This window comes from Massilia antarctica, from assembly GCF_015689335.1.
GTDB lineage: Bacteria > Pseudomonadota > Gammaproteobacteria > Burkholderiales > Burkholderiaceae_D > Telluria_A > Telluria_A antarctica.
The window spans coordinates 5,237,197-5,254,220 of the sequence record NZ_CP065053.1 but is presented as its reverse complement, the minus strand read 5'-3'; the positions used below and the strand labels follow the sequence as shown (position 1 = coordinate 5,254,220).

16 protein-coding genes are annotated in these 17,024 nt (G+C 63.4%); 4 read left to right on the top strand and 12 right to left on the bottom strand.

The window, feature by feature from the left end; genetic code table 11:
* Positions 1 to 81: 81 nt before the first annotated feature.
* From IV454_RS23335 to queE, 8 genes are all read right to left on the bottom strand, one after another.
* Positions 82 to 1,338, bottom strand: coding sequence for a serine hydrolase domain-containing protein (locus IV454_RS23335; protein WP_206088059.1), 1,257 nt, complete (start codon positions 1,336 to 1,338; stop codon positions 82 to 84).
* Complete coding sequence (locus IV454_RS23330) at positions 1,284 to 2,492, bottom strand: DUF418 domain-containing protein (RefSeq protein ID WP_206088058.1); 1,209 nt, start codon at positions 2,490 to 2,492, stop codon at positions 1,284 to 1,286. The genes IV454_RS23335 and IV454_RS23330 overlap by 55 nt, the downstream gene beginning before the upstream one ends.
* Entirely contained in the window at positions 2,489 to 3,766 is a 1,278-nt protein-coding gene (locus IV454_RS23325) for an NAD(P)/FAD-dependent oxidoreductase (RefSeq protein WP_206088057.1), read from the bottom strand. Before IV454_RS23325 ends, IV454_RS23330 begins: the two co-directional genes overlap by 4 nt.
* Positions 3,759 to 4,676 (bottom strand): muramoyltetrapeptide carboxypeptidase, encoded by a 918-nt coding sequence (gene ldcA / locus IV454_RS23320; RefSeq protein ID WP_206088056.1) that lies wholly within the window; start codon positions 4,674 to 4,676, stop codon positions 3,759 to 3,761. Before ldcA ends, IV454_RS23325 begins: the two co-directional genes overlap by 8 nt.
* Positions 4,673 to 5,599, bottom strand: a complete 927-nt coding sequence (locus tag IV454_RS23315) for an alpha/beta fold hydrolase (RefSeq protein ID WP_206088055.1) — start codon at positions 5,597 to 5,599, stop codon at positions 4,673 to 4,675. Before IV454_RS23315 ends, ldcA begins: the two co-directional genes overlap by 4 nt.
* Before the next feature lie 177 nt (positions 5,600 to 5,776).
* Complete coding sequence (gene tadA / locus IV454_RS23310) at positions 5,777 to 6,289, bottom strand: tRNA adenosine(34) deaminase TadA (RefSeq protein WP_206088054.1); 513 nt, start codon at positions 6,287 to 6,289, stop codon at positions 5,777 to 5,779.
* Complete coding sequence (gene queD / locus IV454_RS23305; protein WP_206088053.1) at positions 6,282 to 6,728, bottom strand: 6-carboxytetrahydropterin synthase QueD; 447 nt, start codon at positions 6,726 to 6,728, stop codon at positions 6,282 to 6,284. The genes tadA and queD overlap by 8 nt, the downstream gene beginning before the upstream one ends.
* Before the next feature lie 8 nt (positions 6,729 to 6,736).
* A complete protein-coding gene (gene queE / locus IV454_RS23300) occupies positions 6,737 to 7,372 on the bottom strand; it encodes a 7-carboxy-7-deazaguanine synthase (RefSeq protein WP_206088052.1) in 636 nt (211 codons plus the stop codon).
* A 208-nt stretch (positions 7,373 to 7,580) separates the two neighbouring features.
* On the opposite strand from queE, the gene IV454_RS23295 reads away from it, so the two are divergent.
* Complete coding sequence (locus IV454_RS23295) at positions 7,581 to 8,423, top strand: sensor histidine kinase (RefSeq protein ID WP_206088051.1); 843 nt, start codon at positions 7,581 to 7,583, stop codon at positions 8,421 to 8,423.
* Between the two features lie 132 nt (positions 8,424 to 8,555).
* Complete coding sequence (locus tag IV454_RS23290) at positions 8,556 to 9,587, top strand: sensor domain-containing diguanylate cyclase (RefSeq protein ID WP_229521800.1); 1,032 nt, start codon at positions 8,556 to 8,558, stop codon at positions 9,585 to 9,587.
* Positions 9,588 to 9,612: 25 nt separating this feature from the next.
* On the opposite strand, the gene IV454_RS23285 is transcribed toward IV454_RS23290, so the two are convergent.
* Positions 9,613 to 10,008: a RidA family protein gene (locus tag IV454_RS23285; protein WP_206088050.1), complete on the bottom strand. Its 396-nt coding sequence runs from the start codon at positions 10,006 to 10,008 to the stop codon at positions 9,613 to 9,615.
* Positions 10,009 to 10,147: 139 nt separating this feature from the next.
* On the opposite strand from IV454_RS23285, the gene IV454_RS23280 reads away from it, so the two are divergent.
* Positions 10,148 to 11,080: a LysR substrate-binding domain-containing protein gene (locus tag IV454_RS23280; protein ID WP_206088049.1), complete on the top strand. Its 933-nt coding sequence runs from the start codon at positions 10,148 to 10,150 to the stop codon at positions 11,078 to 11,080.
* An 18-nt stretch (positions 11,081 to 11,098) separates the two neighbouring features.
* On the opposite strand, the gene IV454_RS23275 is transcribed toward IV454_RS23280, so the two are convergent.
* Entirely contained in the window at positions 11,099 to 12,118 is a 1,020-nt protein-coding gene (locus IV454_RS23275) for a DUF4034 domain-containing protein (protein WP_229522354.1), read from the bottom strand.
* A 315-nt stretch (positions 12,119 to 12,433) separates the two neighbouring features.
* Between IV454_RS23275 and IV454_RS23270 the strand changes: the two genes are divergently transcribed.
* Positions 12,434 to 15,286 (top strand): M16 family metallopeptidase, encoded by a 2,853-nt coding sequence (locus IV454_RS23270; protein ID WP_229521799.1) that lies wholly within the window; start codon positions 12,434 to 12,436, stop codon positions 15,284 to 15,286.
* 68 nt (positions 15,287 to 15,354) lie between these two features.
* On the opposite strand, the gene IV454_RS23265 is transcribed toward IV454_RS23270, so the two are convergent.
* Both IV454_RS23265 and IV454_RS23260 read right to left on the bottom strand, forming a co-directional pair.
* Positions 15,355 to 16,455 (bottom strand): YsnF/AvaK domain-containing protein, encoded by a 1,101-nt coding sequence (locus IV454_RS23265; RefSeq protein ID WP_206088047.1) that lies wholly within the window; start codon positions 16,453 to 16,455, stop codon positions 15,355 to 15,357.
* 5 nt (positions 16,456 to 16,460) lie between these two features.
* Positions 16,461 to 16,910, bottom strand: a complete 450-nt coding sequence (locus IV454_RS23260; protein ID WP_229521798.1) for a YsnF/AvaK domain-containing protein — start codon at positions 16,908 to 16,910, stop codon at positions 16,461 to 16,463.
* Positions 16,911 to 17,024 lie beyond the last annotated feature (114 nt).

The following is a 17,024-nucleotide window of genomic DNA, read 5'->3' as shown; positions in this document are numbered from 1 at the left end:
CTTACCCGCCGCCGGGCCTGAAGCGGGCATCGCGAAGCCGCGGCCCCAGCACCTTCATGTCTTGACCGACATAATCATCGCTTACAGGCACACGCGCAATGTCTTGCAGAGAAGATTGATCACGTCAACACCCAGCATGGGCGACTGGAACAATTTGTGCTCGCCTGGCAAAATCTTTTGTGTCATCGGTTGCGCCAAGTCGAGTCCATTTTCACTGTTGGTCAGCATCACAAAGCCGTCTCCGGTTCGGACAGAGGCAATGACGAAGGCGCGATAACCCATATTGTTACCCCATTGCCAAATATACGAATCATCCTGATTGCGCTCCATTCCCCAACCCAATCCCCAGCTCAGACCCAAGGCCGGATCGACGGTAACAGGCAGTGCGCTTATCTGTTTCATCAGATCGTCATCGTTCAATACCGTGACCAGAAATTTTCCATAATCCGCCGCGCTGGTATAGAGGGAAGCCGCTGCCATCGGGCGCTTCCAATCTGGGACTACCCTCGGCGTCCCGTTCGCTTTAGTCCCAGCTAAAAGGTGTTGGCCGATTCGCTCATTCCATGCGTAGTCGCTGTGGAGCATGCCCAAGGGCTTGAATACCTGCGAGGACATGAATTGATCGAGCGGCTGGCCGGTGACCGCCTCCACGGCGCGTTGCAGCAGCACGTAGCCTTCCCCCGAATAATTCCACTTTGCTCCGGGAGCGGAGTCGAAACCGAGAGGGCCGGAAGCCCAATTCGGCAATCCTGAGGTGTGGTTCAGAACCATCCGGACGGTAATCGCCTGAAGCCGCGAGTCGGTCACCAGCTCGGATGGCTCCTCTTTCAAAGGATCGAATTGGTGCCGATAGCCTTGCGGCAGATACTTTACGACCGGCGCATCAAGTTCCAATTTTCCTTGCGCTACCAGCTTGAGCACCGCATACGCAAACACTGGCTTGCTCAGCGATGCCGCTTGAAAAACGCTGTCTGCATCAAGCGCCGCCGCTGGCGAGCAAGCAGTCGCTGAATCGATCGATTCGAGCTGTCGGTTCTTGATGACCGCGAGCGCCACAGCGCAAACATGATGTCTTTCCGCAAGAACCTTGAGTGTTTCGTGCACATTCCCTGATGGCAAATCCGTCCGGCTGGACGAGGCGCAACCGGACAAGGACATTGATATGACTGGCATCACCAGCAAGAAACCGGCATGCCGAGCCAACAAGGCACGTCGCCTGGATGTCATCGCGCGTGATGATTGCATGGGATCCTTAAGCATGGGATCCTTTTCTCTATAAAAATTCATTGTGGCGACTGTTTTTTCCAAAGCGTTGATGACCCCGTAAACCGGCGCCACAGGGTCTCCGCAGGGCCATGACGATGGCGCCGCATCCACCAGCGGCTCAGTAGCACTTGTCCGATCATGATCAGCACGCACACGCCGACCAGCGCGCCGTGCGACAGCACCGCACCGAGGCCGAACCCCGCCCCTTGCAGCAGGAGATCGCACAGCACCGATTGCATCAGGTAGTTAGTCAACGCCATGCGGCCGACCGCCGCGAACCACTGCGCCAGGGTAGCCACCACCGGCTCGGATGCGCACATGAGCGCCGCGACATAGCCGGCCGCCTGCAGCGGGCCGGCCACTTCCAGCAGCATCGACACGAACGCCGCCAGCGGTGCGCCGGTCATGGGATCGACCGCGTCGCGCAGCGCCGCCCAGCCCCACCACAGGTTGAGCGGCACGCCCACCCACAGCGCCGCCAGCAGCACCTTGCGCCACAGCGCGCGGTGGCGTTGCGGATGCGTGAGCCAGCCGAGGCGCACGCTGAACACGCCCATGAGGAACAGCAGCACCACCTTGGGCACGAAAAACGCCGCGTTGGCCAGGTTGCTCCAGAAATCAGCCAGCCGCTCGTGCGCGATCTCCATCAAGCTTCCCTGGCTGTACACCGCGTGCGCACGCGCGCCCTCGCCCACGCCCCAGGCGATGGCGTCCGGGGTCAACGTCATCAGCACGTAGGTGATGTACGCCATGAACAAGGTCACCGCCACATTGAGCGCGACCACCCAGCGCAGCGCGACGGCGATATCGGCCAGCCGGCGTCCTGTCTGGGTCGCCAGCCAGAAGCCGCAGACCGCATACACGGTGAGAATATCGCCGAACCAGAGCAGGGTTCCGTGCAGCAGGCCGCATCCCAGCAGCCACGCCACCCGGCGCAGGTAAGTCATTCTGATGTTGTCGCGCTGCGCACCGGGGGCGCGCCGTCCGCCTGTCTGCAGCGCGAAACTGGCGCCGAACAGGAATGCGAAAATGGGATAGAACTTCTGTTCCGCAAAGGCGGCGACCAGGAACACGACCAGCTTGTCGGCCAGCGCCGCGTGCTCGCCGATCATGCCGTAACGCGACAGGCCGCTGCCGTACGTGAAGCCCCATACGTTGACCAGCAAAATACCGAAGACGGCGATCCCGCGCAAGGTATCGACGCGCGCCGAGCGCACTGCCTTCATTGGCGCATCCAGTCGCGCAGTTCGTAATACCAGTACGTCAGCTGCGCAGCGGCCAGCCCCGCCGGACCGCCCGCGAACGGCAAGCCCCAGTCGGAAAACCGCGCCAGCGCTGCGCCGTCGCCGGCAATCGCGGCGGCGATGACTTCGCCGGCCAGGGTGGTCGGGGCCACGCCATGGCCGCCGAATCCCATGCCGTACCACAGCCCGTCCGGCAGGCGACCGATCTGCGGCATCTTGTGGCGCGCGTAACTCATCATGCCGCTCCACGCATGCTCGATTCGCACACCAGCCAGTTGCGGGTAGACCTTGAGCATATCCTGATGCAGCAGGCGCGCGACGTCGGCGCCGCTGCGCTCGCGCACCGCGATGCGTCCGCCCCATAGCAAGCGGGTGTCGGGCAGCGGGCGGTAGTAGTCGAACGCGAAACGCGTGTCGTAGACCGCCGCGCCAGTGCGTAGCGCCGTGTGCAGGCGCTCGCCCAGCGGCTCGGTCGTCATCACGTAGGTGGCAATCGGCAGTATCGCGCGCGCCAGGCGCGGATGCAGCTTCTCGATGTAGCCGCCGCAGCACACCACCACGTCGCGCGCCCTGACCGTGCCGCCTGCCGTGCTGACACGCCAGAGCGCGCCGTCGGCGACGATGGCGCTGGCCCCGCTGTCTTCATGCACGCGCACGCCGTTCTGTGCCAGCACGCGCGCCAGGCCCTGCGCATATTTGAGAGGATGAAAATGAAACGCGGCCGGTTCGAACAGGCCCCCGAAGTAGCGCGCCGAGTCCAGCTTCTCGGCCAGTTGCGCGCGCGAGAGGCGCTGCCACTCGACGCCCATGCTCTCGCTCATGAAGCGCTGCTGGTCGTCGAGCAGGCGCGCGTCGTCGAACCAGTTGGCGAGGTACACGCCGTCTTCCCTGGCGTCGCAATCAATACCGTACTGGCCGATGCGGCGGCGGATGCGCTCCACCGCAGCCAGGGTCATGTGATACAACGCGCGCGCTTCTTCCACGCCGGCGCTGGCGGCGAGACTGCGTTCGCCCTGCGAAAAGCCGCCGAAGACAAAGCCGCCGTTGCGTCCAGAGGCGCCATGGCCGACTCGCTGCGCGTCGAGCAGCACGATGTCGCGCACGCCGCGTTCGATCAAGCCGATCGCGGTCGCCAGTCCGGCGAAGCCGGCGCCGATGATGCACACGGCGGCGTCATGCTGGCCATTGAGCGGAGCATAACGCCCGCCCGGCGACGTGGCCCGGTAATAGTCGCCTGCGCCGAGGAGGTCAGCCACGGGCGATGGTCGGGTAGCCGCTCATGGTCAGCGTGAAGCCGTCGTCGTCGGAGCACAGGCGCGCGTGCGCGCCGAACGGAATCGTGGCGCGGTGCGGCGTATGCCCGAACGGTAGTCCGGTTAGCACGGGAATCGGCAAGATGGCACGCAGGTAGGTCAGCATGGCGGAAAAATCGTAGCCATTATCGGCGCTCGTGAGGCGGTAGCCGGAAAAGTCGCCCAGGATCAGCGCTTTCTGGCGTCCGAGCACCCCGGCCTGCAGCAGTTGCAGCAGCATGCGCTCGACCCGATAGGGATGCTCGTTGATGTCTTCGACGAACAGGATACCCTCGTCGATGCGGGCAAACCACTCGGTGCCCACCAGCGAGATGAGCATGGCCAGGTTGCCGCCCCAGAGCGTCCCTTCCGCCTCGACCACCGGGTTGCCGCCGGCGCTGGCGCGGATCGTGTGGCACGGGCCGCGCAGGCAGCGCCAGAAGTCGTCCTGCGTGAAAGCCACCGGTTCGGCGGCGCCGAAGTCGCTGTAGAACATCGGCCCGGCGTAGCTTTGCGCACCGGTCTTGGCCATCAGACCCATATGAAAGGCGGTGAAATCGCTGTAGCCGACAAAAATTTTTCCGCTGTCGGCCATGCGCGCGAAATCGATCTCGGGCAGCAGGCGTGTCAGCCCGTACTGGCCGCGCAGCGCCATCACCACCTGCACCTGCGAGTCGCCGGCGGCGGCATTCAACTGCGCCAGGCGCGCCGCGTCGGTGCCGCCGAAGCGCTGGAACACCTTGTCGGCCTCGAAGTAATTGTGGACCGTGTGGCCCTGCGCCGTGAGGGCGGCGATGCCGCGTTCGATGGCCGCGTTGTCGCTGCCATAGCCGCCCGGCGCGACGATGGCGATGCCGATGGATTGTGAGTTCACTGTTTTTCGAAAAGCCGCGCTGTGGAGTCGGGACTCATCTTACCGTGCGCGTGCGCATCGATCAAGGCAAGCAACCGTTCGATCAATTGCGGCGGCAGGTCGTGGCCCATGCCCTCGATGACTTCGAGGCGCGACCCGGGCACCAGGCGCGCTGTATCCTGGCCGCCGGCCAACGGCACCAGCGGATCGGCCGCACCGTGAATGACCAGGGTAGGTACGCGGATCGACTTGAGCACCTCGCTGCGGTCGCCCGTGGCCGCGATGGCCACCAGTTGGCGCGCCACCCCGCCCGGACAGACATTGCGCTCGATGGAGCGCGCGATGCGTTCGCGCAGCAGGCGTTCGGGGGTGGGATAGGCGGGACTGCCGATCACGCGCATCGTATGGACCATGTGCGTGACCACGCTGTCGAGGTCGCGGGCATTGCGCGCCGGGCGCATCAGCACCGCGCGCGCTTCCCTGGTCGGCCCGGGCAAGCCGCGGCGGCCGCTGTCGGACATGATGGAGGTCAGGCTGATGACCCTTGCGGGATGGCGCGCCGCCAGGATTTGCGCGATCATGCCGCCCATCGAGACCCCCACCACATGGGCGCGCGCGATGCCGAAGGCGGTGAGCACGCCGAGGGCGTCGTCCGCCATGTCGGCCAGGGTGTAGGCACTGCGCAGCGGCCAGCGCAGCCGTTTCTTGAGCCAGGCCAGCGCCAGGCTGGGCGTGCCGGCGTGGTCGAATTTGGTGGACAGGCCGCTGTCGCGGTTATCGAAGCGGATCACGTAGAACCCAAGCTCGACCAGGCCTTCGACGAAGTCGTCGGGCCAGGCGGTCAGCTGCATGCCCAGGCCCATGATGAGCAGCAGCGGCGTGTCCTTGGGGTCGCCTGCTGTTTCGTAGGCGATCCGGATCCCGTTGGCGGTAAGAATAGGCATGCTCAGGGTGCCTGCTGTGGATTGGTTAAGCGGCGTGTCACGCCCTGCCTTCCGCAGGATGCGATGGACCGCAAACCAGCATACCATTTTTGCGCAAGGGCTGGCATACGGTGCGTACGGTGGCGCCGGCCCGGGCGCGCATACGGTGGCGCAGACCCGCGTGCGCGTACGGCGTCGCTATTGTGGCGCACCATCCCGCGCGCCTGCGCCCGCCTGGGCCGCCCGGCGCGCGGCTTGCGCCGCCTGGCGCCGTTCGGCGAAAAAGGCGCGCAGCATGGCGCTCGCCTCATCCGCCATCACGCCGCCCACCAATTCGGTATGGTGGTTCAGCTGTTCCTGCCCGAACAGATTGAGCACCGAACCGCCGACACCGGTCTTGGGGTCTTGTGCGCCGAACACCACGCGCGCCAGACGGGCGTGCATCATCGCGCCCGAACACATCGCGCACGGTTCCAAGGTGACGTACAGCTCGCATCCGGGCAAGCGGTAGTTGCCCAGCTTCTCAGCGGCGGCGCGCAGGGCGACGATTTCGGCGTGCGCGGTCGGGTCGTGGCGCCCGATCGGCTGGTTAAAGCCGGTCGCGATCACTTCCCCATCCCTCACCACCACCGCGCCGACCGGCACTTCGCCCAGGCTCCATGCATGTTGCGCCTGTTCCAGCGCCAGTTGCATGAAGGCTGGATCAGGCATCGGTAATCTCTGCCCAGCAGTTCGGGGTTTCGTGCAGCACCAGCTTATGCAGGTGCAAGCCGGTGCCGAAGCGGTCGGTGTAGGCGGCCTTGAGGATGTCGAAGGCGATCTGGGCCAGGTTTTCGACGGTCGGAATGCGGTCGATCACCACCGTCTTGTGGCCCGGCAGCGAGGCCAGGAAGTCGCGCACCTTGTCGTCTCTTTCGTAGACCAGGAAGGCATGGTCCCAGACATCGACCAGGTGTTCCTTGGCCAGCGCCTTGATATCGGAAAAATCCATGATCATGCCGTTGTCGGAATTGCCTTCGGCCTGGATGACCGCGCCGGTGAGCGTGATTTCGAGCGTGTAGCGGTGCCCGTGCAGGTTGCGGCACTGGCTTTTGTGGTCGGGAATGCGGTGCCCTGCATCGAATTCGAGCTTGCGTGTGATGGTGAGCATGAAGTGCTTTAAGGTATCTGTAAAAGTTTATGGGTTTGCAAGCTCAGCTTCCACTTGGGATGGCGCTTGCAGGTCTCGATGGCGAGACGGGTGTTGTGTTCGCCGAGCGGGCCGTCCATCGGCTGCACGAAAAAGTGCTCGAAAGCGAGCCCTTCGTAGGCGCCCAAGTCCTGGCCGGTCTGCGGAATGACGACCTTGAGCTCGTTGCCCTTCTCCACCAGCAGTTTCGAGCCCATCTTGGGGCTGACGCAGATCCAGTCGACCCCGGGCGGCACCGGCAGGGTGCCATTGGTTTCGATGGCGATCTCAAAACCCGCGCCATGCATCGCGTCGATCAGGGGCGCATCGAGCTGGAGCAATGGCTCGCCGCCGGTAAAGACCACGTATTTACTGTGCGGATAGGAGGCGGGCCACAGGCTGTCTATCAGCGCGGCCAGGGCGGCACCGCTGGCGAACTTGCCGCCGCGTTCGCCATCGGTACCGACGAAATCGGTATCGCAGAAGGTGCACACGGCGCTGGCGCGGTCGCTTTCGCGCCCGGTCCACAGGTTGCAGCCGGAAAAACGGCAGAACACGGCGGGACGCCCCGCGTGCGCGCCTTCTCCCTGCAGGGTGTAGAAAATCTCTTTGATGCTGTAAGTCACTTGATTATCCTAATCGTCAACCCTCCATTATAGCAAGGTCGGATGGACCATCAGGAAATCACGAAAAATGACGCCTTTTCGACAGAAAAATTCCCAAATGAAATAGAGTTGATCGCAGACAAGATCTGTCGAGATCGTGCGGAGTAACTTGATCGGAGTCGGCTTGGTTTTGTAAGACGAGTCTTGTCAGATTCTTCGGAAGGTTCTCATGCATATTACTCCCACCGCCCTACTCGCCCTGTTGTGGATGCTGCTCATCGGCTGGGGCTTTTACGCCTTGCTGCAACGCCACCTGCGCCTCGACGACCAGTTGGCCGACAAGGAAGCCCAGCTGTCGATCGAACGCCATGCGCGCAATGTGGCCGAACTGGCGCTGGTCAACACCCATCTGTCGCTGTGCCAGTTGACCAAGCAGCAGGAAACCGTGCGCGAAAGCGAGCGCCAGCGCATCTCGCGCGACATTCACGATGACCTCGGCCAGAATCTGCTGGCCCTCAAGATCGACCTGCAATTGCTGCACGTGAGCACCACCGGCGCCCATCCCCTGATCACCCAGAAGGTCGACTGCATGATCGGCAACCTCGACAACACCATCAAGTCGCTGCGCGCCATCATCTACGACCTGCGTCCGGTAGTGCTGGAAGCCGGTTTCCAGAGCGCGCTGGAGTGGCAACTGAGCGAATTTACCCGCATGCACGGGATCCGCCACGCCTTCACGGCCGACCCCGCGGCCCTCGATGCGCCCGCCGACGCCGAGCGCGATGCCATGCTGTACCGCATCGTGCAGGAAGCGCTGTCGAACGTGGCGCGCCATGCCCATGCCACCGAGGTCGAGATCAAGCTGCAGCGCTACGGCGACATGCTGACCCTGCGGGTGGAAGACAATGGGGTCGGCATGGTGGCACCCGGCAACGGGCGCGGCTGCGGGCTACCCGGCATGCGCGAACGGGTGCGCGCGATCGGCGGCTGCTTCGCCATCGACAGCCTGCCCGGCAACGGCACCATGCTGTCGGTATCGATCCCCTTGACGGTTGCAATTGCCGCACACTGAAGCCCGATCGCACGCATTTTTGTGCTTGATCAATAGAACGGCGCTCCGCCACAGGCAAAATCAAGTCTTGTCGGCAGTCAATATTTTGCCTGTAGGATATATATATAACAGGGGCGGCACATGATGAGCAGAATGAAACACCACAGGGCAACGCCGCAAGGCATCCCGGACCAGGAACGCGCATTTGCGTACAAGCTCATGGAAATGCTGGCCGTGCCCGCCTTTGTGCTGGACACGCAGCGCCGGGTGATCATCTGGAACCGTGCCTGCGAGCGCCTGACCGGCGTGCAAGCCCGGGAAGTACTGGGCACCCAGGACCACTGGCGCAGCTTTTATCACGAAGCGCGGCCGACCCTGGCCGACCTGGTGGTGCAGAACCGCGGCGACGAACTCGACTCGCTGTATCCGCAAGCGGCCAGGAGCCGCCACGTGGCCGGCCAACTGGGTGCGGAAAGCTGGTGCGACATGCCGCGCGGCGGCGAACGGCGCTACCTCGCCACCGACGCCATTCCGATTTTGGACGACAACGGCAAGCTCGAAGCGGTGGTCCAGACCCTGCGCGACATCACGGACGAAAAGGCGGCCCAGGTCGCGCTGGAACAACTGGCCACGCTCGATGGCCTGACCGGCCTGGCCAACCGCCGCTGTTTCGACAGTACCCTGGCCGCCGAATGGGCGCGCGCCCTGCGCCAGAAGCAGCCGCTGTCGCTGCTGATGGTCGATGTCGATAATTTCAAGGCCTACAACGATGCCAACGGCCACCTGGGCGGCGACGAATGCCTCAAGCGCATCGCCAGCGCCGTGGCCAGCGAAATGCGCGCCAACGACCTGGTGGCGCGCTACGGCGGCGAAGAGTTCGCCGTGATCCTCCCCAACCAGTCGCTCAAGGGCGCGGCCATCGTGGCCGAGCGCATCCGCCGCCGGGTCGAGCAGCTCAAGGTGCCGAACGGGCGCGGCGCCAACGAACACGTGACGGTGAGCATCGGCGCGGCGACCGCGATCGCTTCCTGCGACACCACCGCCTGCCAGCTGGTGGCCACGGCCGACGGCGCCCTGTACCGCGCCAAGCACATGGGCCGCAACCGGATCAGCCTGCCGGCAAGCGAGCCGGACATCGTCGCCACGGCCCGGCCGGACAGCCACGCGGAAATGAACGCGTCCTGAGGCCGGGGCACTGTCGCTGCCCGGATCAAGGCTGGGCGTTCGGACGGACAGCGGCGATAGCCTCGATTTCGATCATGGCCGCAGGATCGTACAGGGCCCTGATTTCGGCAATCGTATCGGCCGGATAAGGCGCCGTAAAGAACCGCCGGCGCAGTTCCACAACCTCCCTGAAATTGCCCATGTCGGTCACGAAGATCGTGACCTTGATGACGGCGTCGAGGCCCGAGCCGCCCGCTTCGAGCGCGCGCTTGAGGTTGGCGAAGGCCTGCTCGCCCTGGGCGCGGAATCCACCCTCAACAATGTTGCCATCGTCGCCGGCACCCGCTTGTCCGGAGACGAACAGCAAATCGCCGAATTTGATCGCTTGCGAAAGCAGGAAGGGTTCGTAATTGTCCGGCTGGGTGATAACGCGTTCGAGCATGATGTTTTCCTTGTGTCGCGGTGGTGAATGGGGATGTGCGGCGCCCTGAGCGCCGCACGGAGAAGATAGGCGTGCCCCGCCACGTTGACAAACGCTGATTCCTCAGGCATAAGGTGAATTATTTTCACCTGTAGGCGTAATGCGGCGACTTCCCCCACTCTCGGCACTACGCGCGTTTGAAGCGGCAGCGCGCCATGGCAGCTTCAAGAACGCCGCCAATGAACTTGCCGTCACGCCAACCGCGATCAGCCATCAAATTCGGGTTCTTGAGCAATACACCGGCCTGACCTTGTTCGAGCGGCAGGTGCGCAAGGTCGTCCTGACCGATGCCGGGGTAGAGCTGTATCCGGTGCTGCGCGACGGTTTCAATGCGTTCGAGACGGTCCTGCAACGCCTCGGAACCGCCCAGACACGCCGCCGGGTCATCATCTCGGCGACCAATGCGTTCATGGCGCGCTGGCTGGCGCCCCGGGTGGCGGACTTTCGCCAGCTGTACCCGGAAATCGACCTGGAGCTGTTCGCATCCGATCAGGCAGTCGACCTGGAGTCCGGCGTTGCCGACATTGCGATTCGTTACGGGCGAGGGCCATATCCCGGCATGGTAGCCGAGCCGCTGTTCGCCCACAGCTTCGCGCCGGTGTGCAGCCCCCGGCTCGGGCCATTGACGCACGCGGATCTGGACCAGGCCCCCTTGATCGATTTCAAGTGGGCCCGCGGCGATCCGCTGAACCCTACCTGGAAGAACTGGTTCGCGGCAGCCGGCCTGCCCTGGAAGGCACGCCATGGCCAGCTACTGTTTTCGGATGAAGACCATGCGATCCAGGCGGCATTGGCCGGCCAGGGCGTTGCACTTCTGAGCCTTGCGCTGGTGCCCGCCGACATCGCCGCCGGGCGCCTGGCGCAACCGTTTGGCCCGAGCATGCCCGGGCATACCTATCATCTTGTCCGCAGTGCGGGCCGTCTGCACGAGCCCAATGTCGACTCGGCACTGGCATGGTTGCGCGGCCAGGCGCGCGCACCCGCCACGCCGCTGGCGCGGCCTGACGATGAGGATGGCTGCGCTAAGCCATGATGTCGCGACGGGCCACGTTCAATCGCACTCCACGTCACCGGAGTTTTTAAACTCGAAGCAGCGCGGCAAGGTGCTGGTGCCGCTGTGTTTGGCCAGCGCCATGCAATAGCCGTACTTACGCTTGCTTCCCCATAACGCCGGATCGACGTCGGCGCCCAGCACGTCGAGCTGCTTCTTGAGGTAGCTCGCATCGTTGGCGGTGCAGGCAAACGTACCGAGATAATTTCTCGTGAGCTTTTCATCGAAGGTGGTCAGGATATCCTCGAAGCCGATCTTCATCCTGGCCCAGCTGACGTCGCCGGACGAGAACATGTCCGGCGATTGCGAGCGCGACCAGTGCAGGCGCGTGTACATGGTTTGTCCGAGCCGTTCCCTGGTCAGTTCGACCGCGCGTTCGACGGCGACGTTGAACTCCTCCTTGGATCCGTGCCACCGTTCGCTGTGGTAGTCCGATGCCAGAAAGTGCAGATTCATATAGTAGGGGTCGATCGCAACCCCCTTTTCATACAGGGCATCGAATTTTTGCGCGGTCGCTCCCTGCGCCACGCCAACTTCCAGCATGGCGGCATACCAGGCCGGATTGGTCTTGTTGGTCGGAGCGAGGGCATCGAGCTGCGCCTTGGCCGATGCCATCCGGAGCTTGAGCAACTTCCACTGATCCGGGCTGACTGTCGATGCGTAACCTGTTCCCCGCGCAAACCAGGCGTATTTGGTGGTGAAGAACGCCAACGCCAGCTTGGGCGCTGGCGACCTGGGCGACGCCTTGTTCCAGGCGCGCAAGGCGGCCTCCTGGGTGCGTGCGGTGTCCTCGGTCACGGGCGTGGAACTGCAGGTATTGAAAGATTCCGCAATGCCATCGAAAAACGCCTCCAGCTTGGAGACGCTGTCGGAAGTCATCGACTTTTCTTTCAGATAGCTGGCGTACAAGGCATCCAGTTTTTGATAGTCCTTTTTCTCGAAAAGCGCTTGTACCTCGTCGACGACAACATTCGTCGGCCGCGCGCGCTTGTTTGGAGAGCACCCGTACGCCGAATGCATGGATGCGAGCAGCACGAAGGACCATGCTGAAATACGGGATATATGTTGCCAGGATGGGGTCATAAAAGAGTGGTGTGGGCAAACAGCGTGTGTCCGCCAAGGGGAAGTAAAGGCATCGTGTCCGATGAACTATTGAGTATCCGGCAAGCATTTTACAGTGCGCCGCATCGCCGACTGCCGCGCACTGGCGGAACGCCTGGAACGACTGTTTTTTCGGGATTTTGCGGGTGCCCCACGTATGCACAAATTTTTTCTATCCTTTCTTGCCCGATTCTTTTATCCTGCGGCTACCATTTTTAAGCCCCAGGAGACAACGTGTCGAAATTCATCCCGATTACCCTGCTGGCCCTGCCCGCGTTCGCCATGAACGCCGTGGCGGCCGGCCCGACGGCGCCCGCCGGCGCAGGCGCCAAAGCCGATGTGCTGCCGTTCAAGGCCACCGAAAAAACCCTCGCCAACGGCTTGAAGATCATCGTCGTCCCGACCGGGTTTCCCAACCTGGTGTCGGTACAGATCCCGGTGCAGACCGGTTCGCGCAATGAGATCGAGCCGGGCAAATCGGGCTTCGCGCACTTTTTCGAGCACATGATGTTCCGGGGCACCAAAGCCTATCCGCCGGAAAAATACCAGGATGTCATCACCAAGGCCGGCGCGCGCCAGAACGCCTACACCAGCGACGACCTGACCAATTACTACACCACCTTCGCCAAGGATGACCTCGAAACCGTCCTCAAGGTCGAGGCCGACCGCTTCCAGCATCTGTCTTACGGCGAAGATGCGTTCAAGACCGAATCGCGCGCCGTGCTGGGCGAATACAACAAGAACAGCGCCAACCCGATCTCCAAACTGTTCGAGGTGCAGCGCGATTCGGCCTTTACCACGCATACCTACAAGCACACCACGATGGGCTTCATCAAGGACATCGAGGACATGCCGAACCAGTATGCCTACTCGAAAGTGTTCTTCGACCGCTGGTACCGCCCGGAACGCACCACGGTGATCATCGCCGGCGACGTCGATCCGCAAAAAGCCATCGCCCTGGTCGAAAAATACTGGAGCACATGGCAAAAAGGCAGCTACAAGAGCGACGTGCCGATGGAGCCGGCCGCGCGCGGCGCGCTCTACAAGCACGTGCCATGGCCAGCCCAGACGCCACCGCTGGTGACGGTGGGCTTCCGCGCGCCGGCGTTTTCGACCACCGCGAAAGACCACGCCGCGCTGTCGATGCTGCTGTCGCTCTCGTTCGGCCGCACCTCGCCGCTCTTCAAGCGCCTGATGCAGGATGAGCAGAAGGTCGACCAGTTGAGCGACTACACGCCGGGACGGGTCGACCCCAACCTTGCCACCATCATGGCGCGCGTGAAAAAGGCCGAGGATGCCGTGTATGTACGCGACCAGATCATGCAAACCGTCGCACAACTGCGCAACGTACCGGTTACCGAGCAAGCACTGGCGGACGCCAAGTCGGCCCAAAAATACGGCCTGATCCGCTCGCTCGACAACACCGAGCAGATCGCCGGCACCCTGGCCTCGTACGTGCACTACAACCGCTCCTACGGCACGCTCAACGAGTTCTACCGCCTCACCGACAGCCTGACCCCGGCCGACCTGCTGGCCGCCGCCCGCAAATACCTGGTCGACGACGGCATGGTCGTCACCACCCTGTCCAACCAAGCCTTGCCGGAAGCGATGGCGACCCTGCCCTCGCTGGCGAGCCTGGCGGCACCCGCCGCCGAAGCAACAGTCGACGTGCTGGTGCAAAAGTCGGCACTGCCGCAAATCCGCTTCAAGCTGCTGTTCGCCGCCGGCTCGGCGCATGACCCGAAAGGCAAGGAAGGCCTGGCGGCGCTGACCGCGATGATGGTCGCCTCGGCCGGTTCCAGCGAGCGCAAGATCGACGAAGTGAGCAAGGCCCTGTTCCCGCTGGCCGGTTCGTTCACCGAGCAGACCGACAAGGAAATGACCACCTTCACCGGCTCGATCCACAAGGATAACTGGAAGCAGTACCTGGACGTGGCCATGCCGCAGTTGCTTACCCCGGGCTTTCGCGAGGAAGATTTCCGCCGCCTCAAGGATGCGCTCAAGAATGCCCTGCTGGTGGACTTGAAAGACAATAACGAAGAAGAACTCGGCAAGGAACGCCTGCAAACCAACGTCTTCGCCGGGACGCCGTATGCCCATCCGGTGCTCGGCACGGCCAAGGGGATCGATGCGATCACCCTGGACGACGTCAAGGATTTCTACAAGAAAGCCTACACCCAGGGTGCGGTGCGGGTCGGCATCTCGGGCGATGTGTCCGACGACATGACGGCCGCGCTCAAGCAGGCGCTGGCCAAGCTGCCAGCCGGCGCGGGCTTGCCGGTGACCACCGCGCCAGTCGCCAGGATGCCGAACGGCCTGGAAGTCGAAATCATCGAAAAGAACACGCGCGCGACCGCCCTCTCGTTCGGCTTGCCGATCGAGGTGCGCCGCGGCCATCCGGACTTCCCGGCGCTGTGGCTGGCCAAGACCTTCCTGGGCGAACACCGCGCCTCGAATGCCTATCTGTACCAGCGCATCCGCGAGCTGCGCGGCATGAACTACGGCGACTACACCTACATCGAAGCCTTCCCGCGCGGCATGTTCCAGTTCTTCCCGAACCCGAACGTCGGCCGCAAAGGCCAGCTGTTCGAGGTCTGGATTCGCCCGGTCGCGCCGGAAAACGCCCACCTCGCGCTGCGCATCGCGCTGACCGAACTCGACAAGGTGATCCAGCAGGGCTTGACCCAGGAACAGTTCGACATCACGCGCGGCTACCTGATGAAAAACGTGTTCGTGATGACGGCCACGCAAGACCAGTACCTCGGTTACGCGCTCGACTCCCAGTGGTACGGCACGCCTGAATTCACCAAGATGATGCGCGACGGCTTGAGCAAGCTGACCCTGGCCGACCTCAACGCGGCGATCCGGAAGCACCTGTCGACCAAGAACCTGTCGCTCGTGTTCATCACCAAGGATGCCGCCGGCCTCAAGGAAAAACTGGTGACTGACGCCATCTCGACGATCAAGTACGACGGCAACAAGCCGCAGAGCCTGCTCGACGAAGACAAGGTCATCGGCAGCATGAAGCTCAACATCAAGCCCGAGGCGGTGAAAATCACCCCGGCGAGCGCCGTGTTCGCCGAGTAAGCCTCGCACGCAAGCATGCCTCCGGGCCCCTTCCCTGCAGGGACGGGGCCCGGGGCGTCGCAGCACGCTCAGGATGTCATGCGCTCCCAGCCATGCCTGATCGCCGCCTTCATCTTTTCCCAGGTCGAGCCCGGATTGCGTGCTTCCCAATCGATGCGCAGCCCGGGCTCGATTTCTTCCCAGGGGCGCCCACGATACAGCGCGCTGCCCGCCATGCTGGTGCCGTAGCGGTAGGCTGGCGCGTAATCGTCGTAGTTGCCGCCCTCACGCGCGAAATTGCCGCTCCAGTGGCCGCGGAAATAGGCGTCGTCGTCCGGTGCGATCTGCTCGATATCAACCTCTGTATGGCGCACGGTATCGTTGATCTGCTCCTGGCGCTGCGTCACCTGCTTGCCGACGATGACTTCTTCCACCATGCGCGCCGTTTTCTCGACGACCGCCTCTTCCGCCGTTTCGCGCAGTTCGATCGTGTTTTCCTGGAAGGCGGCAATGTCGGCCGGGTCGACCATCTTGTCCACCGCGCGCCGCTCCACGTTGATGTGCTCCTCGCGCAGGCCGATGCTTTCGCTGACCGGCGTTTCCACGATGCGCTGGTAGATCCGCACCCCGCCGCGCTGCACCTCGCGCTTGCCGACCTTGAGTTCTTCCTGGATCACGGGAATGGCCCTGGTGTCGGCCGCGCGCTGCTGCGAGCCATCCATGGGCCTGCCCTGGGCGTTGCCGGCGCCGCCGCCCTGGGCCGAGCCGAACGCCGACTGCTGCGACATCGGCTGCGTCCGCATGGCATCGCCGCCCTGCATGGCGCCCTGCCACTGGCCGGAATGCTCGTCGATGTCTACCGGGCCATGACGCTCGACGATGTCGGCGGCGCGCTCCACCTCGGGCTCGTTCGGCGCGGTCAAGGTCAGCACGTAGTGGCCGCGCGCAAGGGCCTCGGAATACATGCGCGCGTGCTCGCTGCGTTCACCGCCGAACAGGTCGCTGAAAAAGTGCTTGATGCTCGATCCCAGCGATTCGTCCTCGCCGCCATGGGCCGCGCGGCCCGGCTCGCCCGGACCGCCATCGCTCAGGCGCATGCTTTGGCGGGAAAAACCCGACGCCACCAGGTCGTCGAGCGCCTGCTGGGCATTGCCGCGATGATCGAATAGCGCTACCAGTGTGTGTTCCATGATGACTACCTCCGTATTGTTGAACTCGCTTCCTTGTGAGGGCCTTCGTCGAACCGTTCGACGAGCACGTCTTCCGCGCGCAGCATGACGGTCCCGGATTGGGTGCGGGAGCGCTGGATGCGCGTAATATGCACTTCTTCCTTGATGCGCAGGCGCCGCTCGGTCACCAGCACTTCCTCGACCACCGGCACGATCAGGGTGTCGCCTTCCTGGCGCGTGCAGGGCGCTTGGGACAGGGGCACGATCTTGTCGATGATCACGTGCCTGACGTCGAGCTCGTCGTACAGCAGGGTTTCGTCGATGGGATGGGGGTGTTCGCTGACGCTCTTGTGAAGGCGCACGCCGCGGCCGGTGTCGACGACGCGCGTTCCCACTCGCAGTTCTTCGCGGTGCAGCGCCACGCTCACGGTGTCGCCGCCTAGTGTACCGGGTGCGTCGGGATGGTCGCTTGGCATGACTGTCGCTCCTCGAAAAAACGCTGCAGCGGGAGCGCACGAGAGTACCGCAAAGCGCGCCGACCCTGCGCACCATTGACCTGCCTCAAGTTTTGATTCGCGCCGAAGTCGAAG

What these genes read in the sequence shown, in the direction of transcription:
- IV454_RS23330 (WP_206088058.1), bottom strand. Translation starts at nt 2,492, where the DNA reads ATGAAGGCAGTGCGCTCGGCGCGCGTCGATACCTTGCGCGGGATCGCC.
- IV454_RS23315 (WP_206088055.1), bottom strand. Translation starts at nt 5,599, where the DNA reads ATGCCTATTCTTACCGCCAACGGGATCCGGATCGCCTACGAAACAGCA.
- tadA (WP_206088054.1), bottom strand. Translation starts at nt 6,289, where the DNA reads ATGCCTGATCCAGCCTTCATGCAACTGGCGCTGGAACAGGCGCAACAT.
- queD (WP_206088053.1), bottom strand. Translation starts at nt 6,728, where the DNA reads ATGCTCACCATCACACGCAAGCTCGAATTCGATGCAGGGCACCGCATT.
- IV454_RS23295 (WP_206088051.1), top strand. Translation starts at nt 7,581, where the DNA reads ATGCATATTACTCCCACCGCCCTACTCGCCCTGTTGTGGATGCTGCTC.
- IV454_RS23290 (WP_229521800.1), top strand. Translation starts at nt 8,556, where the DNA reads ATGAAACACCACAGGGCAACGCCGCAAGGCATCCCGGACCAGGAACGC.
- IV454_RS23285 (WP_206088050.1), bottom strand. Translation starts at nt 10,008, where the DNA reads ATGCTCGAACGCGTTATCACCCAGCCGGACAATTACGAACCCTTCCTG.
- IV454_RS23280 (WP_206088049.1), top strand. Translation starts at nt 10,148, where the DNA reads ATGCGGCGACTTCCCCCACTCTCGGCACTACGCGCGTTTGAAGCGGCA.
- IV454_RS23275 (WP_229522354.1), bottom strand. Translation starts at nt 12,118, where the DNA reads ATGCATTCGGCGTACGGGTGCTCTCCAAACAAGCGCGCGCGGCCGACG.
- IV454_RS23265 (WP_206088047.1), bottom strand. Translation starts at nt 16,455, where the DNA reads ATGGAACACACACTGGTAGCGCTATTCGATCATCGCGGCAATGCCCAG.
- IV454_RS23260 (WP_229521798.1), bottom strand. Translation starts at nt 16,910, where the DNA reads ATGCCAAGCGACCATCCCGACGCACCCGGTACACTAGGCGGCGACACC.